The organism is Pseudomonas sp. (assembly GCF_033723075.1).
Taxonomy (GTDB): Bacteria; Pseudomonadota; Gammaproteobacteria; order Pseudomonadales; family Pseudomonadaceae; genus Aquipseudomonas.
The window spans coordinates 45,503-65,578 of the sequence record NZ_JAWVXU010000003.1 but is presented as its reverse complement, the minus strand read 5'-3'; the positions used below and the strand labels follow the sequence as shown (position 1 = coordinate 65,578).

Annotated in this window: 21 protein-coding genes; 15 read left to right on the top strand and 6 right to left on the bottom strand. The window is 64.3% G+C overall.

The window, feature by feature from the left end; genetic code table 11:
• Positions 1-46: 46 nt before the first annotated feature.
• The 5 genes from R3355_RS04665 to R3355_RS04645 all read left to right on the top strand — a co-directional run bounded on the left by R3355_RS04665 (position 47) and on the right by R3355_RS04645 (position 5,717).
• On the top strand, positions 47-964 hold the full coding sequence (locus R3355_RS04665; protein WP_318960259.1) for an AAA family ATPase: 918 nt from the start codon (positions 47-49) through the stop codon (positions 962-964).
• On the top strand, positions 934-1,935 hold the full coding sequence (locus tag R3355_RS04660) for a DUF58 domain-containing protein (protein WP_318960258.1): 1,002 nt from the start codon (positions 934-936) through the stop codon (positions 1,933-1,935). The genes R3355_RS04665 and R3355_RS04660 overlap by 31 nt, the downstream gene beginning before the upstream one ends.
• A complete protein-coding gene (locus R3355_RS04655; protein ID WP_318960257.1) occupies positions 1,932-3,947 on the top strand; it encodes a DUF3488 and DUF4129 domain-containing transglutaminase family protein in 2,016 nt (671 codons plus the stop codon). The genes R3355_RS04660 and R3355_RS04655 overlap by 4 nt, the downstream gene beginning before the upstream one ends.
• 93 nt (positions 3,948-4,040) lie before the next feature.
• Positions 4,041-4,811: a CHAD domain-containing protein gene (locus tag R3355_RS04650; protein WP_318960256.1), complete on the top strand. Its 771-nt coding sequence runs from the start codon at positions 4,041-4,043 to the stop codon at positions 4,809-4,811.
• Positions 4,812-4,919: 108 nt separating this feature from the next.
• The gene (locus R3355_RS04645; protein ID WP_318960255.1) at positions 4,920-5,717 is read left to right on the top strand and encodes a thioesterase family protein; all 798 of its coding nucleotides are present in this window, start codon (positions 4,920-4,922) and stop codon (positions 5,715-5,717) included.
• 125 nt (positions 5,718-5,842) lie between these two features.
• Here the strand turns inward: R3355_RS04645 and R3355_RS04640 are convergent, their stop codons facing one another.
• Both R3355_RS04640 and R3355_RS04635 read right to left on the bottom strand, forming a co-directional pair.
• On the bottom strand, positions 5,843-7,324 hold the full coding sequence (locus R3355_RS04640; protein WP_318960254.1) for a methyl-accepting chemotaxis protein: 1,482 nt from the start codon (positions 7,322-7,324) through the stop codon (positions 5,843-5,845).
• Positions 7,325-7,529: 205 nt separating this feature from the next.
• Positions 7,530-8,363 (bottom strand): TatD family hydrolase, encoded by an 834-nt coding sequence (locus R3355_RS04635; RefSeq protein ID WP_318960253.1) that lies wholly within the window; start codon positions 8,361-8,363, stop codon positions 7,530-7,532.
• Positions 8,364-8,596: 233 nt separating this feature from the next.
• Between R3355_RS04635 and R3355_RS04630 the strand changes: the two genes are divergently transcribed.
• Both R3355_RS04630 and R3355_RS04625 read left to right on the top strand, forming a co-directional pair.
• The gene (locus tag R3355_RS04630; RefSeq protein ID WP_318960252.1) at positions 8,597-10,012 is read left to right on the top strand and encodes a transglycosylase SLT domain-containing protein; all 1,416 of its coding nucleotides are present in this window, start codon (positions 8,597-8,599) and stop codon (positions 10,010-10,012) included.
• 101 nt (positions 10,013-10,113) lie between these two features.
• The gene (locus R3355_RS04625; protein WP_318960251.1) at positions 10,114-10,548 is read left to right on the top strand and encodes a DoxX family protein; all 435 of its coding nucleotides are present in this window, start codon (positions 10,114-10,116) and stop codon (positions 10,546-10,548) included.
• Positions 10,549-10,721: 173 nt separating this feature from the next.
• On the opposite strand, the gene thpR is transcribed toward R3355_RS04625, so the two are convergent.
• Positions 10,722-11,267: an RNA 2',3'-cyclic phosphodiesterase gene (gene thpR, locus R3355_RS04620; protein ID WP_318960250.1), complete on the bottom strand. Its 546-nt coding sequence runs from the start codon at positions 11,265-11,267 to the stop codon at positions 10,722-10,724.
• Positions 11,268-11,491: 224 nt separating this feature from the next.
• Here thpR and R3355_RS04615 point away from each other — a divergent pair, with 224 nt between their 5' ends.
• The gene (locus tag R3355_RS04615; RefSeq protein WP_318960249.1) at positions 11,492-11,800 is read left to right on the top strand and encodes a class I SAM-dependent methyltransferase; all 309 of its coding nucleotides are present in this window, start codon (positions 11,492-11,494) and stop codon (positions 11,798-11,800) included.
• A gap of 25 nt (positions 11,801-11,825) precedes the next feature.
• On the opposite strand, the gene greB is transcribed toward R3355_RS04615, so the two are convergent.
• From greB to R3355_RS04600, 3 genes are read right to left on the bottom strand one after another with little or no spacing between them, the layout of a single operon-like run.
• Complete coding sequence (gene greB, locus R3355_RS04610; RefSeq protein ID WP_318960248.1) at positions 11,826-12,323, bottom strand: transcription elongation factor GreB; 498 nt, start codon at positions 12,321-12,323, stop codon at positions 11,826-11,828.
• A gap of 34 nt (positions 12,324-12,357) precedes the next feature.
• The gene (locus tag R3355_RS04605; RefSeq protein WP_318960247.1) at positions 12,358-14,862 is read right to left on the bottom strand and encodes an ABC transporter permease; all 2,505 of its coding nucleotides are present in this window, start codon (positions 14,860-14,862) and stop codon (positions 12,358-12,360) included.
• On the bottom strand, positions 14,862-15,545 hold the full coding sequence (locus R3355_RS04600; RefSeq protein WP_318946050.1) for an ABC transporter ATP-binding protein: 684 nt from the start codon (positions 15,543-15,545) through the stop codon (positions 14,862-14,864). The genes R3355_RS04605 and R3355_RS04600 overlap by 1 nt, the downstream gene beginning before the upstream one ends.
• Before the next feature lie 10 nt (positions 15,546-15,555).
• Between R3355_RS04600 and R3355_RS04595 the strand changes: the two genes are divergently transcribed.
• The 7 genes from R3355_RS04595 to pqqC all read left to right on the top strand — a co-directional run bounded on the left by R3355_RS04595 (position 15,556) and on the right by pqqC (position 20,027).
• Positions 15,556-16,161, top strand: a complete 606-nt coding sequence (locus R3355_RS04595; RefSeq protein WP_413243480.1) for an arylesterase — start codon at positions 15,556-15,558, stop codon at positions 16,159-16,161.
• Between the two features lie 58 nt (positions 16,162-16,219).
• Positions 16,220-16,504, top strand: coding sequence for a hypothetical protein (locus R3355_RS04590; RefSeq protein WP_318960246.1), 285 nt, complete (start codon positions 16,220-16,222; stop codon positions 16,502-16,504).
• A gap of 197 nt (positions 16,505-16,701) precedes the next feature.
• Entirely contained in the window at positions 16,702-17,658 is a 957-nt protein-coding gene (locus R3355_RS04585) for a L,D-transpeptidase family protein (protein WP_318960457.1), read from the top strand.
• An 86-nt stretch (positions 17,659-17,744) separates the two neighbouring features.
• The gene (locus tag R3355_RS04580) at positions 17,745-18,005 is read left to right on the top strand and encodes a hypothetical protein (RefSeq protein WP_318960245.1); all 261 of its coding nucleotides are present in this window, start codon (positions 17,745-17,747) and stop codon (positions 18,003-18,005) included.
• A 129-nt stretch (positions 18,006-18,134) separates the two neighbouring features.
• On the top strand, positions 18,135-18,206 hold the full coding sequence (gene pqqA / locus R3355_RS04575; RefSeq protein ID WP_003284930.1) for a pyrroloquinoline quinone precursor peptide PqqA: 72 nt from the start codon (positions 18,135-18,137) through the stop codon (positions 18,204-18,206).
• Between the two features lie 45 nt (positions 18,207-18,251).
• Positions 18,252-19,166, top strand: coding sequence for a pyrroloquinoline quinone biosynthesis protein PqqB (gene pqqB / locus R3355_RS04570; RefSeq protein WP_318960244.1), 915 nt, complete (start codon positions 18,252-18,254; stop codon positions 19,164-19,166).
• Between the two features lie 108 nt (positions 19,167-19,274).
• Positions 19,275-20,027 (top strand): pyrroloquinoline-quinone synthase PqqC, encoded by a 753-nt coding sequence (gene pqqC, locus R3355_RS04565; RefSeq protein ID WP_318946055.1) that lies wholly within the window; start codon positions 19,275-19,277, stop codon positions 20,025-20,027.
• Positions 20,028-20,076: the final 49 nt, after the last annotated feature.

Sequence of the window (20,076 nt, the reverse complement as noted above, 5' to 3'; positions counted from 1 at the left end):
CTGGCCAGTAGCATCGACGCACTTGGATGAAGTGCCGGAGCGAACGATGCGCACAAGACTGAATGCCTGCCTGGACGCGGTGAATCAGGTGCTGTTGGGCAAGGAGCCGCAGGTGCGTCTGGCCCTGGCCTGTATGCTGGCCCGTGGCCATCTGCTGATCGAGGACTTGCCGGGCATGGGCAAGACCACCCTCAGTCACGCGCTGGCCAGGGTCCTGGGCCTGAGCTTTCAGCGCATCCAGTTCACCTCCGACCTGTTGCCCGGCGATATCCTCGGCACCTCGGTGTTCGACCGGGAAAGCGGGCAGTTCCTCTTCCACCCGGGGCCGATCTTCGCCGAACTGGTGCTGGCCGACGAGATCAACCGGGCCACGCCGAAAAGCCAGAGCGCGTTGCTCGAAGCCATGGAGGAGGGCCAGGTGACCATCGAGGGCGCGACCCGACCGCTGCCGGATCCCTTCTTCGTGATTGCCACGCAGAACCCGGTGAGCCAAAGCGGCACCTTCGCCTTGCCCGAGTCGCAGCTTGACCGCTTCCTCATGCGCCTGTCCCTCGGCTACCCGGCCAAGGCCGCAGAAAAAGCCCTGCTGCTCGGCGATTCGCGGCGCTCGTTGCTGCCGCGCCTGGAGGCCATTCTCGACCATACCGAACTGGCGCTGATCCAGGCCGAGGTGCCAAGGGTGCGCGCCAGCGACGCGCTGATCGACTATGTGCTGCGCCTGGTCGATGCCACCCGCAGCCAGCCGCAATTCGCCTGGGGCCTGTCGCCGCGCGCCAGCCTGGCCTTGCTCGCCGCCGCCCGCGCCTGGGCCTTCCTCGACGGCCGCGATTATGTGATCCCCGAGGATGTGCAGGCGGTGTTGCCGGCGGTGGTCGGTCACCGTCTGCGCGAGCGCAGCGATCCGACCGGGCATGGCGGCGGCGCGCTGGTGCAATGGTTGCTGCGCGAGGTGCCGGCGCTTTGAGGCAACAGCTCGATTTTGGGCAACTGCTCAAACGGCACTGGCAGCGCTGGCTGAGCCGACGGATTCCTCCCGCCGCCAGCGTGCGCCTGACCCAGCGGCGGATCTTCATCGTGCCGACCCGGGTCGGGGTGGCATTTGCCCTGGCGCTGCTGCTGATGCTGCTGGCTGCGATCAATTACCAGAACAGCCTGGCCTATGCCCTGACGTTTCTGCTGGCATCGGTGTTTATCGTCGCCATCCTGCACACCTACCGCAACCTGGCGGGTCTGGTGCTCAAGGCAGGTGGGGCAAGGTCGGTGTTCGTCGGCGAGCAGGGGCAGTTTCGCCTGCGTCTGGAAAGCAGCGCGCGGGCGCACCAGGCGATCGCCCTGGGCTGGCCGAGCACGGCATATCAGACTCAGGATGTGCCGGCGCAGGGCGTCAGCGAGTGCGAGCTGAGCCTGCCGGCGCTGCGCCGCGGCTGGCTGCGGCCGGGGCGCTTGCGGGTCGAGAGTCGTTTCCCGCTGGGAATCCTGGTGGCCTGGAGCTGGGTCGACCTGGATCAGACGCTGCTGGTCTATCCGCAGCCGCTTGCGGGCGAGCTGCCGCTGGCCGCAGGCGCTGACGATGAGCTGGACGAGCAGGGCATGCGTGCCCAGGGTCCGGGCAGCGAGGATTTCCAGGGGCTGAAGAGCTACCAGCCCGGCGACTCCAAGCGGCGTCTGCACTGGAAGGCTTATTCCCGCGGCCAGGGCCTACTGGTCAAGGACTTCGCCGCGCTCAGCGGGCGCGATCCGTGCCTGGATTTCGAGGCGCTGGCGGGCGATGTCGAGCTGCGTCTGGCGCTGCTCTGTTACTGGGTGCTGCAACTGTCCGAGCGCCAGCAGCCTTTTGCCCTGCGCTTGCCGGGTCAAGTGCTGGCGCCCGCCAGCGGCGAGCAGCATCGCGATGCCTGCCTGCGCGCCCTGGCACTGTTCGGTACGCCGGCGTGAGCAGGCCGGCGGACATTCCGCGGATCAGCCTGACCTGGTTGCTGGTCGCCCAGGTGCTGGTGATCGTGCCGCATCTGGGCCATCTGCCGCTGTGGATCGTCGGCTTGTGGCTGGGCTGCGCGGCCTGGCGCATCCAGATCCTGCGCATGCGTGCCGGTTATCCGAATGCCTGGGTCAAGGGCGGCTTGATGCTCGGCACGGCCGTCGGTGTGTTGCTTTCCCGCGGCAGCCTGATCGGCCTGGATGCCGGGGTGGTGTTGCTGGTTGCCGCCTTTATCCTCAAGTTGCTGGAAATGCGCACGCGCCGCGATGCCCTGGTGGTGATCTTTCTCGGCTTCTTCGTGGTGGTCAGTGCCTATCTGTTCGACGACAGCCTGCTTGTCGCGCTGTTCAGCCTGCTGCCGGTCACCGCCTTGCTGGCGGCCCTGATCGGCCTGCAGCAGAGTGGCGTCGCAGTGCAACCCTGGACCACCGCACGGCTGGCTGCCGGTTTGCTGCTGCAGGCCGTGCCCCTGATGCTGCTGTTGTTCGTTTTCTTCCCGCGTCTGGGGCCGCTGTGGTCACTGCCGCAGCCGAGCGAACGTGCGGTCAGCGGTTTGGCCGAGAGCATGGCGCCGGCGGATATTGCCGAATTGAGCCGCTCGGGCGAGTTGGCCTTCCGCGCCAGTTTCGCCGGCGCGGTTCCGCCCCGCGAGCAACTCTACTGGCGGGCGTTGACCTTCGAGCACTTCGACGGCAGGCGCTGGTCGCAGAGCGCCTTCGCCCGGTTGCCACAGGCGCCGGCCTGGGAGAAACAGGGCGAGCCGCTGCGCTACAGCATCGTCATGCAGCCCAGTTCGCAGTCCTGGCTGTTCGCCTTGGATGTGGCCGAAACCAGCCTCGAAAACACCCGGCAGATGAGTGATTACCGCCTGCAGCGCGGGCGGCCGGTCGAGCGCACCTTGCTCTACCAGGTGACATCCTGGCCAGCGGCACTGCGCGAGCCTGCGGGCTCCAGCGATAACCTGCGCCGCGCCCTGCAACTGCCGGAGAACGGCGATCCACGCAGTCGCGCCTGGGGCGCCGAACTCAAACGGCAATATCCGCAGCCTGAGCAGTTGGTGCGGGCCGTGCTCGGCCATTTCAACCGCGAGCCCTTCGGCTATACCCTGCGTCCGCCACGGTTGGGCTTGAACAGCATCGATGATTTCCTCTTCGAAAGCCGCAACGGCTTCTGCGCCCATTACGCTGGCGCCATGACCTTCGTCCTGCGCGCGGCCGGCATTCCGGCACGGGTGGTGGCCGGCTACCAGGGGGGCGAGTACAACCCCGGCGGCGACTATGTCCAGGTGCGCCAGTTCGATGCCCACGCCTGGGTCGAATACTGGCAGGCAGGCAAGGGTTGGGTGAGTGTCGACCCGACCTTCCAGGTGGCCCCGGAGCGCATCGAGTTGGGGCTGGAGGAGGCGCTGGTCGACGAGCAAAGCTTTCTCGAGGGCTCGCCCTTCTCGCCGTTGCGTTACCGCCAGCTGACTTGGCTGAACCAGCTGCGCCTGGGCTGGGACAACCTCAACCATGGTTGGCAGCGCCTGGTGCTCGGCTACCAGGGCGCGCAGCAGCTGGAGTTGCTGCAACGCTGGTTCGGCCGTATCGACACCCGGGTCCTGGCGCTCAGCCTGGTGGGAGGCGGTGGGCTGCTGCTCAGCCTGCTGGCGCTCTGGCTATTCAAGCCCTGGCAGCGCGAGCGTGATCCGCAACAGCGTCTGTTCCGGCGTTTCGAGCGTTTGCTGGCGCGGCATGCCGTGCCGCGTCAGCCGGGCGAAGGCGCGCGCGCCTATGCCGAGCGCGCGGCGCTGGCCTTGCCGGCCCAGGCGCAGGCCATCCATGATTTCGCTGCCGCCTTCGAGGCGCAGCGCTATGCCGGGGGCGAGGCCTGCCCGGCAGTGTTGCGCTCCCTCCTGGCGGTATTGCGCCGGGCGTTGCCCTGGCGGGCTGCCCTAAGGTCGGGAGCAACTGGCGATGACCGCAGCTAGTGCGCCGGACATTGTTGGTATTACCCCCATGGGCATTGGTTTGCCAACGCCCTGCTAAGCTGGCAGTTCTAGCAGGCTGGAAAGGAGGATCCCATGGGGCGTTTTATCGAGGACGAGTTGCAGCAGGTTCTGCGGCTGCAGATCACTCTGTATGCCTGCCGCGAACGTTTACTGGCGGCGACCGACCCTGAAGCCCTGCACGATCTGCGCATTGCCCTGCGCAAACTGCGCAGCCTGCTGCAGCCGCTGCGTGGCGTGGAGGCCTGTGATGCGCTGCAGCAACAGGCGGCCAAGCTTGGACGAATCAGTGGGCCGCTGCGTGATCTCGAGGTGCTGATCGCCCATTTGCAGAGTCTGGGTATGCATGGTGCGGTCAGCCGGCGTCAGTCGCGGCTGCTCGATGGTTATCGTGCGCTGCTGGCCGACGACCCGCTGCCAGCGCTGTTCGAGGCGCTGGATCAATGGCCGCAGTCGTGGCGCCAAGCCGCGGCGGACGCCGAACTGGGTGGCCTGGCTAAACGGGTCAAACGCCGCCTGGCCAAGCAGCAACGACGTCTGGCCGAGGCCTTGATCGATCCGGCACATGATCGCCATCGCCTGCGCTTGTTGATCAAGCGTGTGCGCTACGGCGCCGAGGCCTATCCAAAGCGCAGCGGATTGTCGACCAAGACCCTGGCGCGCCTGAAGGCGGCGCAGTCGGCGCTGGGTGATTGGCATGATCGCTTGCAGTGGTTGCAACGGGCCGAGCGGGAAGGGGATCTGGCTGCTTGTGTCGACGCCTGGCGCACGGCAATGCAGGCAGCCGAGGAGAAGGCGGATCTGGCATTGCTGGCGCTGCAAGAGGATTTCACCTCGACTGAGTAGGTGCCTGCGCCCGACGCGCCACTTGCCCACGTCAATTGGCCGAAACGTCGTTTCGCCCCACCGTATATTTCCCCTAAGATCACCTGCTATCGATGTCTTGAGGTGGTTATGGATTTTTCCGAGTTGCTCCAGGCCGTGCGCGTCAACCCGCAGGCAGTGGTGGTCCCGCCTGTCTGGGCGCAGGGGCGGGCCAGTTTCGGTGGTTTGATGGCCGCGCTGGTGTATGAAGCCATGCGCGCTCACGTCCCCGCAGGACGGCCGCCGCGTTCGCTGGCGATCACCTTCGTCGGCCCGGCCGCGCCGGATGTGCCGGTGAGTTTTGACGTCGAGGTACTGCGTGAAGGCAAGGCGGTCAGCCAGGTGCTGGGCCGCGCGGTGCAGAACGGCCAGGTGGTGACCTTGGTGCAGGGCAGTTTCGGCGCGCCGCGCGAGTCGGCGATCACGGTTGTGGCTGAGCCCGCACCGCAGATCAAACCGGTCGAGGACTGCCCGGAACTTGCCTATGTGCGCAATGTGACCCCTGAGTTCACTCGCTTCCTGGCCATGCGCTGGGGCATCGGCGGCATGCCCTTCAGCAACAACCCCTCACGGGAAATGGGTGGCTGGGTGCGTTTGCGCGAGGGTGGCGAGGTGCAGCCGGTCAGCGAGGCGCACCTGCTGGCCCTGGTCGATGCCTGGCCTCCAGCGGTACTGCCGCACCTGCAGGCCCCGGCTCCGGGCAGCTCGTTGACCTGGACCATCGAGTTTGTCCAGCCGGTCGCCGAGCTGAATACCCTCGACTGGTGCCTCTATCGTGCGCGGATCGAGCATGCCCGTGACGGTTACGGGCATATCGCCGCCGCCCTGTGGAGTCCGCGCGGGGAGTTGCTGGCGATCAGCCGGCAGACGGTCACGGTGTTCGGTTAACCAGCAAAAAGCACCGTAGCCTGCCCAAGCGCCAGCGCAATCCGTAGCCGATCCCCGGATTGCACCGCGGGCTGCGGTTTATCCGGGCTACGGAGTCTTGTCGCGTTTCAATCCTGTTCCTGTTGCTACAGTTTGAGCTGGCGGATCGCCCTGTTCAGTTCGCCGGCCAAGGCCGCCAGCTCGGAACTGGTGGTGGCGGAGCCGGTGGTTTGCTGCACCGTCTGCTCGGTGACGTCGCGAATGCTGACGATGGAGCGATTCATTTCTTCGGCCACCTGGCTCTGCTGCTCGGCAGCCACGGCAATCTGGGTGTTGCTCTCGCGCATCTGCGCCACCGAGCCGGTGATGGCGAGCAGTGCCTCGCCCGCTTCGTGGGCCTGTTGCACGCAGTCATCGGCCTTGAGCGAGCTTTCCTGCATGAACTCGACGGCATCGCGGGTGCCGCTTTGCAGGGAGGAGATCATCAGGGTGATTTGATCGGTAGAGACCTGCACGCGTTTGGCCAGATTGCGCACCTCGTCGGCCACCACGGCAAAGCCTCGACCCATTTCGCCGGCGCGGGCAGCCTCGATGGCGGCGTTGAGGGCGAGCAGGTTGGTCTGTTCGGCGATGCCGTGAATCTCGCTGACCACGCCGCTGATTTTCTGGCTGTCGACGGCCAGTTGCTGGATCATCTGTGCGGTCTGTTGCACGCCGCTGGATAGCCCGGCGATCGACTGACCGACACGCTCGACTACGTGCTGACCGCTGCCCGCCAGTTGCTCGGCGTTTTTTGATTGATCGCGGGTATCCGCCGTGTGTTGGGCGATGTGGTGGACGGTGGTGGACATCTCGTTGATCGCGGTGGCCGCCTGCTCGGTCTCGCTTTGCTGGTCGAGCATGCCCTGGCGCACGTCGCGCATGCTCAGGGCCATGCGCTCGGCGCCTTCGTCCAGGCGTGCGGCGGTCTGCGCAACAATGCCGACCACACGTTGGTAACCCGCCTGCATGGCATTGAAGGCCGTGGCCATCTGACCGACTTCGTCGCGGCAGTCGAGTGGTACACGTGCTGCCAGGTCACCGCTTTTCTCGACCTGGAGCATCACATCCTTGAGGGTGTTGAGGTGGCTCAGCAGGAAGTGGATCAGCAGTTGCGAGGCCGCCAGCAGGACCAGCATCAACAGGGCAACAACCAGTGCATAGCTCAGTGCGCGCTCGGTGATCACCTGCATCAGGCTGGGCGCGTGGGCCAGTACGGCGAGGCGCTGGCCCTGGTTCAGGTCGATGACCTCGGCGCCAATCAAGCCGTCTTGGGTAGACAGCGGGTCATGCTCCAGGGCTACCCAGCCGCGAGCGCGGCTCAGGCTGGCGCCCTGGTTGTTGGCCAGCGGCGGCGTCTGGCCATCGGCAAACGCCAGCAGATGCGCGCCGCCAGGCAGCGGCTGACCTGCCGGCCAGGCACTCAGGAGTTTGGCCTGCGCTTGCGCGGCACTCTTGGCCGCGTCGACGCGTACCTGTTGTTCGAGTTGCAGGGCATACAGCACCAGCATCAGGGTGGTAAAGAAGGCCACGGCGTTGACGGCCCAGAACTTGTATTTGAGTGAAAGGTCGCGAACCCAAGAGCCCATAGATGTCTTCTTCTGCTGGCGGTGAAAGCAATTTGGCAAAGTGCCATTACTGTCTCGCGAAACTGCATAGCGTCTGTTGATCTTTATCAACAGGACGGTCCGATCAGGTTAACGACCGCTTGGCTGCGGACTTTAGGAAAAGCCTTGTCGCGGTTATTTATAGGTGTTGCATCATAAGTGTTGCGTCGGGCGGCAGCCGTGGGCTTCAGTCGTGGTCGCTCTCGGCGGCTGTCTCGGCAACGACGGGCAGGCTGAAGAACTGCCGGGCGCAAGCGGTGCTGTGGGCCGCCAGGGTTTCCAGGCTTTCGTTGCGGTGCAGCGCTACCTCTCGGAGCACCTCGACCAGGAAGGCCGGTTCGTTGCGGCCGTTTTTCGGTTTCGGGCGCAGGCTGCGCGGCAGCAGAAACGGTGAATCGGTTTCCAGCATCAGTCGGCCGACCGGAATTTCCCGCACCAGCGGGTGCAGGTGGGTGCCGCGGCGCTCGTCGCAAATCCAGCCAGTGATGCCGATGTGCAGGTCGAGGTCGAGGTAGTTGAACAGGGCACGTTTTTCTCCGGTGAAGCAGTGCACCACCGCCGCCGGCAAGCGGTCGCGGTAGTCGCGCAGGATCTCCAGCAGGCGCTGGTCAGCGTCGCGTTCATGGAGAAAGACCGGCATCTGCAGGTCGACGGCCAGGGCCAGGTGTTCTTCGAGTACTTTTTCCTGTTGTGGGCGCGGCGAAAAATCACGATTGAAGTCGAGCCCGCATTCACCCACTGCGCGCACCTGCGGCTCACGCAGCAAGGCCTGCAGTTGGTTGGCGCTGTCGCTGTTCCAGCTGCTGGCATCGTGGGGATGGATGCCGGCGGTGCTGAACAGGCGCTGGCCGTTTTCATCCAGCTGGCGGCACAGTTCCAGGGCCTGTTCGCTTTGTTCGAGGCTGGTACCGGTCAGCAGCATCTGGCAGATACCGGCGGCATAGGCACGGGAGAGCAGGGCCTCGCGCTGTTCGGCGAGGCTGGGATGAGTCAGGTTGACGCCTATATCGATGAGTTGCATGGTGCGACCTATGGGCTGGGGTTGGCAGCATAACAGAGCTTTTTTGTTTTAAATAAACCCATAAATTACAGCCTCTTATAGCGGCTTTGTAATGTTGAGTCAGTCATCGGGCTGGTATCCCGACGCGAGCTGTGCGAATCTCCGCGCCCCACGCATTCCTGGAACTTGGCGAGCGCTGCGGTACTCTCACTCGGCCAATGACGCCTGGTGGCCGCCCTTGCCGTGGAGACTCGATGTCGCGCCCGCTGCTTGTATTCTGCCTTTTGCTGTTGCTGCCGTTGTCGGCGGTTGCACGCGTGGCTGGGCCGCCGGAAGTGCGGCAGCCGACCCAGGCGCGTGATCTGGCAAGTATTCGCAGCAGCGGTGAACTGCGTGTGCTGGTCAACCAGAGCCGCAATAGCTCCGGTGAAATCAAAGGCCAGAGCATCGGGGTGGAATACCACCGACTGCGCGCATTCGAGCAGTACCTCAATCGCAACACCCGCGACGGCCGTGCGCTCAAGCTGAAGATCATTCCCACAGCCAAGGACCAGCTGCTCGCGGCCCTGCAGCGTGGCGAGGGCGATCTTGTCGCGCCGGGGGAGTTGCTCACCGTGCGTGGTGGCAGCGGCATCAGCGCCAGTGCGGCGATCCGCAGCAATGTCCCCTTGATCATAGTGGCGCGTCAGGGCGATCGGCGCTATCAGAGTCTCGAGCAGATGTCCGGGCGTAGCCTGGCCTTGGCGGCGGGTAGCGCAGCGGGCGTTGCCGTGCATGCGTTCAACCAGAAGCTGCTGCAGAACAAGCGGCCGCCAATCATCATCGAGTGGGTCGACCCCAGTTTGGCCGTCGAGGATGTGCTGGAGATGGTGCAGGCCGGTATCTACAGCGTCACCGCGGTGGAGCAGCCGATTGCCGAGCGCTGGGCCAAGGTCATGCCCAAGCTGCGCCCGGAGCCGCATCTGGTGCTGGTCAAGGACGGCGACATGCGTTGGTACCTGCGTCGGGAAACACCGATGCTGGGCGCCAGTATCGACCGCTTTCTGGCGACCTATCGCGCCCCGGCCGATCTGGATGGCGCGTTTCAGCGCATCTATCGGCGCCTCTACAAGGTGCACTACCCGCTTGGGCGAACCGAACGCCAGCGCCTGGAGAAGGTGCGCCCGGTGCTGCAGCGGCATGCCGCGCAGCAGGGCTTCGATTGGCTGACCCTGGCCGCGCTGGCGTTCAAGGAGTCCACCCTCAATCCGGCTGCACGGGGTGCCGGTGGTGCCACCGGGTTGATGCAGATAACCCCGGCCGCCGCGCGCAGTGTCGGGGTCGCCAATATTGGCGTGCTGGAGAACAACGTGCAGGCCAGCGCCAAGTACCTGGCGATGATTCGGCGCAACTTCTTCAATAGCCCGCAGCTCAACGAGCGCGAGCGCATGGCCTTCGTCCTGGCGGGTTACAACATGGGGCCGCAGCGGGTGCAGAGCATGCGCGCCGAGGCCCGCCGGCGAGGCCTGAATGCCAATCAGTGGTTCTTTCAGGTCGAGCGGATCGCCATGGAGCAAGTCGGCATGGGCGTAGTCAGTTATGTAAATAGTGTGAACAAGTACTACCTTGCCTATAGCCGCGAGCGTTATTTGCTGGAACCGCAGGAAGCGGTGGTTAGTACGCGGGAGTGATCTATTTATACGATATTAATTAACGATTTTATCGGCTTTTAATATCTGTTTATTAGTTTAGTCTTGGCGCCATCAACCCCCACACACAAGGATTTCAGCCCATGAACACTCTGATCAAATCTGTCGTTGCCACTCATGCCGGTTACGGCCTGACCGTCGTGCGTATCATCGCTGGCCTGACCTTCGCTGCGCATGGGTCGCAGAAATTGTTCGGCTGGTTCGGCGGTTATGGGCTGGTGGGTGTCGGCCAGTGGATGGAGAGCATCGGCCTGGCGCCGGGCTATCAGATGGCATTGCTGGCCGGCAGCGCCGAGTTCTTCGGCGGCCTGGCGCTGGTCATCGGTCTGTTGGTGCGCCCTGCGGCGGCAGTACTGGCGGTGACCATGCTGGTGGCGATTGTCACCGTGCATTTGGCCAACGGCTTCTTCATGAGCAACAACGGCTATGAATTCGCCTTGGCATTGCTGGCGATAAGCCTGGCTGTGCTGGTCGAGGGCGCGGGCAAGCTGTCGCTGGACAAGCAAATTTCCGCTTAAGCAGCACCGCCAAGCAACGCGGGCGCCTTCCGTGTTGCGGTTGCAACACCAGAAAAATGCCGCTTTCCTGCCAAGGGAAAGCGGCATTTTTCTTAAGTGAACAACAGTGTGGCAGTGGTCTCCTGTGCTGCTTTTTTGCGCAGAACAGTGCAGCTCTCGCGGGTGGCGGCTTATCAGGTGGTAGCACTTGCGCCTGGGTCGTTGCGCAACAATGGCCAGGTGTGCACCTGCCGATAATGGGTGCCGCGCGTACCCTGCTCGGAGGCAAACAGGGAAAACCGGGTGACCGGCCAGTCGAAGCATGGATCCGCGTCGATTGGTTGCAGGGGGCAGTGCCGCAGCAGGCTGAGGTGGGCGCGAAAAGGTCGGTTGTCCAGCTGAATTGCGGCGCTGTTCAGGTTGTTGTTAAGCCGCTCGACCAACTCCAGCAATGCTTCTGGCGTGTGGCTCGGGGCCAGGTACAACAAGCCATTGCGGTGTCGTCCGAGGCGATCGAGGTGCAGGTCGAAGGCCTTGGCGCGCAGTCCGCCCGCCAGGCCTTGCAACTCCGCAACGCGGGCACGCGGTTGCTGGCCGAGAAAGGCCAGGGTCAGGTGCAGGTTGGCCGTTGCGACTGGACGACCGTGCAAGTGCAGGCTGCTGCGCCAGGTGGTGATGGCCTCGGCCAGTTCAAGCGGGCAGCCCAGGGCAAAGAACAGGCGCAGAACATCGTTTTTCATGGCCTTCGATTCCCGTGCGGGGCGCTGTCTTGACAGTATTACGTAGGCTTCTCTAGGATGCTGACCCATGCGCCGATTTAAACAGCTACTTGCGGGGCGCCGAGTCACTTGCAGATTGCAAGGCTCTGAGAAGTACTCTGCGGAGGCTTCGAAATACCGCTAAAGCGCTGGTTCGGTGTCGCCTCTCACCTGCCCGGCGGGATTCATGAGGCGGAGACATGAGCATGAGTTGTCCCCAACCACTGATTCGTTTGGCCCCGATCACGTCCGGGCTGAGTCAGCGCAACCCGAAAATTCTCCTCGGCGGCAGTCACCAGCCGACCCTGCTGCGCTATCTCGACGGCTGGCCCAAGCGTTGGGGCGGGCCGCGCGCCTTTCTGATCCACTTCGTCGATGATCATCTGGCGCTGGCGCGTTTCGCCAGCGATAGCTTCGATATGGCGGTGCTGCAAGCACCCAGTGCCGAGCATCTGCACGCCAGCGTACGTGAGCTGACGCGAGTCGCCCGGCAGGGCTTGATCACCCGGCGCTGAACCTCGTCCCGAGCGGCGCCCGCAATTACGGGTAATCGATGGCGATCACATACCAGGTCTTCTCGCCGGTCGGGGTTGCTACCCGCACTTCGGCGTCCAGGGCTTTGCCGATCAGGGCGCGGGCCAGGGGCGAGTCGATGCTGATCAGGTTGAGTTTCAGCTCCAGCTCATCCGGGCCGACGATCCGGTAGCGTGACTCGTTGCCGTCCTCGTCTTCGAGGGTGACCCAGGCGCCGAAATAGACCTTGTCGGCATCGCTGGGGCGGCTGCTGACCACTTTCAGGCTTTCCAGGCGTTTAGTGAGAAAGCGCACGCGACTGTCGATCTCGCGCAGCATTTTCTTGCCATAGGTGTATTCGGCGTTCTCCGAACGATCACCTTGCGCCGCCGCTTCACTGACCGATTGGGTGACCTGGGGCCGGCGTACGTGCCAGAGTTCGTGCAACTCGGCGCGCAGGCGCGCCTCGCCTTCGGGGGTGATCAGTGGCGTACCGGCGGAGCGGGGTGGGCGATAGCGACTCATAGGGCTGCGGGGTGGCGAATGAATCGCGAGTCTATCAGCCCTCGCGCAGTACCGTCAGCGGACTGACATTCAACGCACGACGGGTACCGAGCACGCCGGCGCCACCCACCAGCAGCGCGCCGATCAGCGGCAGCAGCAATAGCCAGGGATGGGCGTGCCAGGTCAGATCGAAGGCGAAGCGATAGAGCAGGAAACTGATCAGTTCGCAGCCGATGGCCGCCAGCAGGCCGCTGATAGCCCCTAGCAGGGCGAACTCGGTCCGCCGCGCCTTGACCAGCAGTTTGCGCTCGGCCCCCAGGGCGCGGAGCAAGGCGCCCTGGCGAATGCGCTCGTCCAGGGTGGCCTGCAAGCCGGCGAACAGCACAGCCAGGCCGGCGGCGAGCACGAACAGCAAGACGAATTCGATGGCCAGGGTGACCTGGGCCAGGATGCTGCGCAGTTGCGCGAGCAGGGCTTCGACTTGCAGCAGGGTGACCGCGGGGAAGGCGCGTGACAGTTTGACCAACTGTCGTTCCTGCTGGGCGGGCAGGTAGAAGCTGGTCAGGTAGGTGACCGGCAGGTCCTGCAGGGTGCCGGGCTCGAAGATCATGTAGAAGTTGGGCTGGAAGCTGTTCCAGTCGACCTCGCGCAGGTTGCTGACCCGGGCGTCGCGGTCGAGGCCGCCGACATTGAAACGCAAGCGGTCGCCCAGTTTGAGCTGCAGGCTCTCGGCCAGCTCCGACTCGACCGAGACCCCTGGCAAGTCGTCGGTTGTCGACGCGCTCCACCAAGTGCCAGCGAGCAACTGATTGCCCTCGGGCAGATCGGCCGCCCAGGTCAGGCTGAGGTCACGGCGCACGGCGCGCTCGCCTTGTGACTCCTTGCTGACGATTTGCCGTACCGGCTCGCCATTGATCATGGTCAGGCGTCCGGGCACCACCGGGTAGAGCGGGGCCGGATGGGGCGAGAGTTCGGCCAGGCGCGCGGCGAATGCCTCCTTGTCGGCCGGTAATACATTCAGGGCGAAATGATTGGGCGCCTGCTCGGGCAATTGATCCTGCCAGGTATCGAGCAATTCGCCGCGCAGCAGGGCGATCAAGGACATGGCCAGGAGGATCAGGCCGAATGCCAGGGCTTGCCCGGCGGCGGCCAGCGGGTGGCGGAGCAACTGGCCGAGGCCCAGGCGCCAGTGCAGTGAAGAACGGGCCAGCAGACGGCGCAGGCTTTGCAGGCCGAGCAGGAGCAGGCCGCCGAGCAGCAGGGCGGCGACCAGGCCACCGCCGAGCAGGGCGAAGGTCAGTTGCAGGTCCAGACTCAGGCGCCACATGATCAGACCGAGGGCGAACAGGGCGGCGCCATATACCAGCCAGGAGCTGGTGGGCACGGGTAGCAGATCGCGGCGCAGCACGCGTAGCGGCGGCACTCGGCCGAGGGCAGCCAAGGGGGGCAGGGCGAAGCCGGCGAGAGCGACCAGACCGGTGGCGATGCCGGCGAGGGCGGGCCATAAGCCGCCCGCCGGGATCTGGGTCGGCAGCAGGTCCTGCAGCAGGTAGAACAGGCCATGCTGGGCCAGCCAGCCGAGCAGGGCACCGATCAGGCTGGCGCCGAGCCCGAGCAGGGCCAGTTGCAGGCTGAACAGACCCAGCGCCTGGTTGCGCGACAGGCCAAGGCAGCGCAGCAAGGCACTGGCATCGAAGCGTCGGGCGGCGAAGCGCGCGGCCGAAAGGGCCACCGCAACCCCGGCGAGCAGCACGGCCGCCAGGCTGGCGAGATTCAGGTAGCGTTCGGCACGGCCCAGGGCGCTGCCGATTTGCCGATTGCCGTCGCGGGCATCCTCGAGGCGCTGATTGGCCGCCAGATTGGTGCCGATTGCCTGGCGGTAAGCGCTCAGGGCCTCCGGCGTGCCACGCCAGAGCTCGCGGTAACGCACCCGGCTGCCGGGCTGCACCACGCCGGTGGCAGCCAGGTCATCCAGGTGCATCAGCACGCGCGGGGTCAGGCTGTAGAAGTCGCCGGCACGATCCGGTTCGTAGGTCAGGACCCGACGCAGGATCAGGTTTTTCGAGCCGACTTCTATGGTGTCGCCGACGCTCAGTTCAAGCGCGGCGAACAAGCGTGCTTCGGCCCAGGCCTCACCCGGTTGCGGACCGGGGCCGGCTTGCTCGGCTGCGTAGGGGGCCGCAGCGCTTTTCAGCTGGCCGCGCAGGGGGTAGGCATTGTCGGCGGCTTTGACGCTGGCCAGTTGGATGCCGGCATCGCTGGCGATCACGCTGGAGAACTCGACCACCTGGGAGTGATCCAGGCCCAGCTGTTTGCCGCGACTGATCTGTTCCTGTGCGGCGGGCGAGCTGCCGCTGAGCAGCAGGTCGGCGCCGAGAAACTCGGTCGCCCGCATCAGCATGCCGTCATTCAATCGGGCGCTGAAGTAGCCGATCGCGGTGCTGGCTGCGACTGCAATCAACAGGGCGAAAAACAGCACGCGCAACTCGCCGGCGCGGGCGTCGCGCAGCAGTTGGCGGGTCGCCAGCGAGAGCAGTCGGGCAAACGGCAAGTGCGTCATCAGGGTTCAACGTGGTCGACCAGGTGGCCGCCTTCTAGGCGGATCAGGCGCTGGCAACGATGGGCCAGGCGCTCGTCGTGGGTGACCAGCACCAGGGTCGCGCCGCGCTCCCGGTTGAGCTCGAAGAGCAGGTCGCTGATGCGTTCACCGGTGTGGCTGTCGAGGTTGCCGGTGGGCTCGTCGGCGAACAGCACGTCGGGTTCGGCGACAAAGGCGCGGGCAATGGCCACGCGCTGCTGTTCGCCGCCGGAGAGTTGGCGCGGATAATGGGTCAACCGCTGCCCCAAACCGACCCGTTCGAGCAGCGCACGGGCGCGCTGGCGGGCATCGGCATGGCCTTCGAGCTCAAGCGGCAGCATGACGTTTTCCAGGGCATTGAGGCTGTCGAGCAACTGGAAGGACTGAAACACGAAGCCGACATGCTCGGCGCGCACCCGGGCACGCTGATCTTCATCCAGTGTGTCGAGGTCGTGCCCGGCCAAGGCGACGCTGCCGCCACTCGGCAGATCGAGGCCGGCGAGCAGGCCGAGCAGGGTCGACTTGCCCGAACCAGAACTGCCGACAATGGCCAGGCTATCGCCCTTTTTCAGCGCCAGGGACAGGTCGTGGAGTATGGTCAACTCGCCTTCCGCGCTGACAACCACTTTGCTAAGGTTGCGGGCGGTAAGAATGCTTGAGCTCATGGAGAATCCAATGCGTGCAGGGTTAATGAGTGCGATTTTTACCCTGTTGTGCTGGGGGCAGGTCGCGCTGGCGGACACCGTGCTGGTCGTTGGCGATAGTATCAGCGCGGCTTTCGGCCTGGATACCCGTCAGGGCTGGGTCGCGTTGCTGGAAAAACGCCTGGCCGAGCAGGGTTATGAACACCAGGTGGTGAATGCCTCGATCAGTGGTGATACCAGTGCAGGCGGCGCCGCACGGCTGCCTGGGCTGCTTGCCGAGCATCAGCCAAGCCTGGTGATTTTGGAGCTGGGCGGCAACGATGGCTTGCGTGGCCAGCCCCCTGCTCAATTGCAACAGAATCTTGCTTCGATGATTGAACGGGCGCAGGAAGCAGGGGCCACGGTGCTGCTTTTGGGGATGCGCCTGCCACCCAATTACGGTGTGCGCTATACGACCGCTTTTGCACAGGTGTTTGCCAGCTTGGCGGAGGAGAAGCAGGTGGCCTTTGTGCCCTTCTTTCTTGAAGGGGTGGGAGGTGTGCCCGAAATGATGCAGCGCGATGGCATTCACCCAGCCGTCGCTGCTCAGTCAGTACTCTTGGAAAACCTCTGGCCGACCCTGCGGTCGCTGCTCTGACAGGCTTTTCCGCGAGCGGTCTTTCGGCTAATGTGGCGCCCCCGCCTAGGAGCCATCGATGCCGCGTTCTGCCTGGTCTTTGTACGCCTATCAACTGATCGAGCCGGACGAGCAGCTTGACCTGTTCGCCTGCCGTGAGGTGCGTGTGCATCTGGTCGCGCGTCAGCTCGAGTTGGGCGGCTTTGCCGATCGCACCTTGTGTGGCGGCTTGTTACCGGCGCAGCCGCTCTGGCGCGAGGTGGACAAGACCATGCTGCGCGACACGCGCCTGTGTCCTGCCTGCAGGTCGACGCTCGATGCGCAGCGCCGCGGGCAACGGCCGCTCTGGCCTGAGAGGTTGTGAAAAAACGCTCGCCTGCTGCGGCCGCCTCGGCGAACGCCTCCAAACGCCCGCTGCTGGCGAGGCGCTACGTGAACGCCTGGAGGTGGCCTCGCTACGGCGCTCGATATTTTCATAGTCGCTGAGTACTCCCGATGCATCGAACGTCGGTGTACAATCACCGGGCTCAATTGTTAGCCATTTTCGCCAAGGATTTCCGGATGTTGTCGCGCGTTCCTGCCGTCGCCCGCTGCCTGTCACTCTGCGCATTGTTCGGTGCCAACTCTGTGGTTGCCATGGAATGGCCTTTGCCGCCGCCCGGTGAAGACATTGTCGGCCAAGTGCAGGTGATCAACGCCAGATACGAAGACACCTTTGCCGATCTTGGCGTGGCCAATGATTTGGGTTATCTGGAAATGATCGCGGCCAATCCAGGGGTCGATGCCTGGCTGCCTGGTGAAGGCACGGAAATCATCCTGCCCACCCGCTTTATTCTGCCGCAGGGACCGCGCGAGGGGATCGTGATCAATCTCGCCGAGTACCGTCTGTATTACTTCCCGAAAGGGCAGAACGTGGTGCACACCTATCCGCTGGGGATTGGTCGTGAGGGTTGGAGTTCGCCGGTGGCCGATGCGCGAATCACCGCAAAGACGCCGAATCCGGGCTGGACCCCGCCGAAGTCGATTCTTGAAGAGCATGCTGCCGATGGCGATCCGCTGCCGGCCTATGTGCCGCCTGGGCCGAACAACCCATTGGGGCCCTATAAAATGGCGTTGTCGGTACCCGGTTATCTGATCCACGGCACCAACAAGAAGTTTGGTATCGGTATGCGCGTCAGCCATGGTTGTTTTCGCATGCTCAACCATAACGTACTGCAACTGGCCGATATGGTGCCGGTCGGCACGCCTGTACGCATCATCAACGAGCCATACAAGTTTGGCTTGAGTAACGGCAAGGTGTATCTGGAGGCCCATGCGCCGCTGGATGACACGGGGGAATCTTCCATTGTCGACAGGCATGCTGCCGTGATCAATGCATTGCTCAAGCGTGAAGAACTGGGTGGCCTGCGACTGGACTGGGATATGGTGCGCGAAGTGGTGGCGGCCGAAGATGGCTTGCCGGTGCCCATCGCTGAGCCGGGTATGGCGATTGCCAATAGCGCGGTCCCCGAGATCTGATTGCGTGAAGTTACCCAAGACCCGCTGCGCGGAAACGCCAGCGGGTTTTTTTGTGCGTCCAGCATGGACGCAATACCGCCCGCAAGATGAGTCTGGAAGCGCCGGGCTATGCGCCTTTGTGCGAGGCCGCCGGTGGCAGGGATGGGAGGCGGGGCAAGGCCAGCATCGGCGGGCTGGATATCAACCAGGCGGCGGAACACCTGCTCAAGGAGTGGGCCACGATTCGCCAGCAACTGTTGTCAGGCGTCTACCGGCCACGTCGGGTGTACCGAGTCATTATCCCCAGCCGGGCGGCGGCGAGCCTGAGCCAGGCATTGCCAGCAGGGCGTCGCCCACGGTGTTGGTGAGGGATACAGAGAAAGGTTCCTACCAATACCATCCCGACCTCCTCCCAAAGTACCATTCTGTCGCGGGCTTTCTCGGTGCATAACTAGCACTACCGGAATTCGCCGGTTTGATAAGAAGAGGACCGCGCCATGTGGACTAAACCCGCCTTCACCGATATGCGTATTGGTTTCGAAGTCACCATGTACTTCGCCAATCGTTGATTGGCCTTGCCCCGGCACCGTCGGGGCATCTCACCGGAACTTGCCATGCATATCCAGATTCTCGGTTCCGCCGCCGGCGGCGGCTTTCCCCAGTGGAACTGCAACTGCCGCAACTGCAGTGGCGTGCGCGACGGCAGCCTGCGCGCGCAGCCGCGTACCCAGTCCTCGATCGCCCTGAGCGATAACGGCAAGGACTGGATTCTGTGCAACGCCTCGCCGGATATCCGTGCGCAGATCGAGTCGTTCCCGGCCTTGCAGCCGGCGCGCAAACCACGTGACACGGCGATCGGCGGGGTCATTCTGATCGACAGCCAGATCGACCACTGCACTGGCCTGCTGACTCTGCGCGAAGGCTGTCCGCATCAGGTCTGGTGTACCGAGATGGTGCATCAGGACCTGACCAGCGGTTTTCCGCTGTTCAATATGCTCGCCCACTGGAACGGTGGCCTGCAGCACAACCTGATCGAGCTGGATGGCGTGCCGTTCAGCATACCGGCCTGCCCGGACCTGCAGATCACCGCGATTGCCCTGCGCAGCAGCGCACCGCCGTACTCGCCGCACCGTGGCAACCCGCACCCGGGTGACAACATCGGGCTGTTCGTCGAAGACCTGCGCACGGGCGGCACCCTGTTCTACGCCCCTGGCCTGGGGCAGGTGGATGATCAGCTGCTGGGCTGGATGCGTCGCGCCGATTGCCTGCTGGTCGATGGCACCCTGTGGCGCGATGACGAAATGTGCCAGTGCGAGGTCGGCGACAAGCTCGGCAGCGAGATGGGCCATCTGCCGCAAAGCGGCCCCGGCGGCATGATCGAGGTGCTCGACGGCCTGCCGGCGAAGCAGAAGATCCTGATCCATATCAACAATACCAATCCGATCCTCGATGTCGATTCGCCGCAGCGTGCCGAGCTGAAAGTTCACGGTATCGACGTCTCCTGGGATGGCATGAGTATCACTTTGTAAGGTGCGCGGGGCCGCCTAGGCCACGCACACCCCAAGAACAACGTTGCCGCCAATGTGGGTGCGCAGGGCGCACCCCGGGCGAGCGGTACCGCGCACTGGAGAGCCTCGATGAGCAAGACCGCCATGAGCCCTGCCGAATTCGAGCAGGCATTGCGCGCCAAGGGCGCCTATTACCACACTCATCATCCCTTTCATCAGGCGATGTACGCCGGGCAATCCAGCCGCGAGCAGATCCAGGGCTGGGTCGCCAACCGCTTCTATTACCAGGTGTGCATCCCGGTGAAGGATGCGGCGATCATGGCCAATTGTCCGGATCGTGACACCCGTCGCGAGTGGGTGCAGCGCATCCTCGATCACGACGGCGCGCCCGGCGAGGAGGGCGGCATCGAAGCCTGGCTGCGCCTGGCCGAGGCGGTGGGGCTGGACCGCGAGCAGGTGCTGTCCCAGGAGTTGGTGTTGCCGGGGGTGCGCTTCGCCGTCGATGCCTACGTCAACTTCGCCCGCCGCGCCTGCTGGCAGGAGGCGGCCAGCAGCTCGCTGACCGAACTGTTCGCACCGACCATTCACCAGTCGCGTCTGGATGCCTGGCCGCAGCATTACCCCTGGATCGATGCCAGCGGTTACGACTACTTCCGCAAACGCCTGAAAGAGGCGCGCCGCGATGTCGAACACGGCCTGCGCATCACCCTGCAACACTACACGACCTACGAGGGTCAGCAACGCATGCTGGAGATCCTGCAATTCAAGCTGGACGTGCTCTGGAGCATGCTCGATGCCATGAGCATGGCCTACGAGCTGGAGCGCGCGCCTTACCACACGGTGACGGCTGAGCGGGTCTGGCATCGGGGGATAGCGCTGTGAGCCGCAATCAATTGGTGCGCATGGCGCACCCTACGGCCGGCGTATCCCC

What these genes read in the sequence shown, in the direction of transcription:
- R3355_RS04665 (WP_318960259.1), top strand. Translation starts at nt 47, where the DNA reads ATGCGCACAAGACTGAATGCCTGCCTGGACGCGGTGAATCAGGTGCTG.
- R3355_RS04660 (WP_318960258.1), top strand. Translation starts at nt 934, where the DNA reads ATGGTTGCTGCGCGAGGTGCCGGCGCTTTGAGGCAACAGCTCGATTTT.
- R3355_RS04650 (WP_318960256.1), top strand. Translation starts at nt 4,041, where the DNA reads ATGGGGCGTTTTATCGAGGACGAGTTGCAGCAGGTTCTGCGGCTGCAG.
- R3355_RS04645 (WP_318960255.1), top strand. Translation starts at nt 4,920, where the DNA reads ATGGATTTTTCCGAGTTGCTCCAGGCCGTGCGCGTCAACCCGCAGGCA.
- R3355_RS04640 (WP_318960254.1), bottom strand. Translation starts at nt 7,324, where the DNA reads ATGGGCTCTTGGGTTCGCGACCTTTCACTCAAATACAAGTTCTGGGCC.
- R3355_RS04635 (WP_318960253.1), bottom strand. Translation starts at nt 8,363, where the DNA reads ATGCAACTCATCGATATAGGCGTCAACCTGACTCATCCCAGCCTCGCC.
- R3355_RS04630 (WP_318960252.1), top strand. Translation starts at nt 8,597, where the DNA reads ATGTCGCGCCCGCTGCTTGTATTCTGCCTTTTGCTGTTGCTGCCGTTG.
- R3355_RS04625 (WP_318960251.1), top strand. Translation starts at nt 10,114, where the DNA reads ATGAACACTCTGATCAAATCTGTCGTTGCCACTCATGCCGGTTACGGC.
- thpR (WP_318960250.1), bottom strand. Translation starts at nt 11,267, where the DNA reads ATGAAAAACGATGTTCTGCGCCTGTTCTTTGCCCTGGGCTGCCCGCTT.
- R3355_RS04615 (WP_318960249.1), top strand. Translation starts at nt 11,492, where the DNA reads ATGAGTTGTCCCCAACCACTGATTCGTTTGGCCCCGATCACGTCCGGG.
- greB (WP_318960248.1), bottom strand. Translation starts at nt 12,323, where the DNA reads ATGAGTCGCTATCGCCCACCCCGCTCCGCCGGTACGCCACTGATCACC.
- R3355_RS04605 (WP_318960247.1), bottom strand. Translation starts at nt 14,862, where the DNA reads ATGACGCACTTGCCGTTTGCCCGACTGCTCTCGCTGGCGACCCGCCAA.
- R3355_RS04600 (WP_318946050.1), bottom strand. Translation starts at nt 15,545, where the DNA reads ATGAGCTCAAGCATTCTTACCGCCCGCAACCTTAGCAAAGTGGTTGTC.
- R3355_RS04595 (WP_413243480.1), top strand. Translation starts at nt 15,556, where the DNA reads ATGCGTGCAGGGTTAATGAGTGCGATTTTTACCCTGTTGTGCTGGGGG.
- R3355_RS04590 (WP_318960246.1), top strand. Translation starts at nt 16,220, where the DNA reads ATGCCGCGTTCTGCCTGGTCTTTGTACGCCTATCAACTGATCGAGCCG.
- R3355_RS04585 (WP_318960457.1), top strand. Translation starts at nt 16,702, where the DNA reads ATGTTGTCGCGCGTTCCTGCCGTCGCCCGCTGCCTGTCACTCTGCGCA.
- R3355_RS04580 (WP_318960245.1), top strand. Translation starts at nt 17,745, where the DNA reads ATGAGTCTGGAAGCGCCGGGCTATGCGCCTTTGTGCGAGGCCGCCGGT.
- pqqB (WP_318960244.1), top strand. Translation starts at nt 18,252, where the DNA reads ATGCATATCCAGATTCTCGGTTCCGCCGCCGGCGGCGGCTTTCCCCAG.
- pqqC (WP_318946055.1), top strand. Translation starts at nt 19,275, where the DNA reads ATGAGCAAGACCGCCATGAGCCCTGCCGAATTCGAGCAGGCATTGCGC.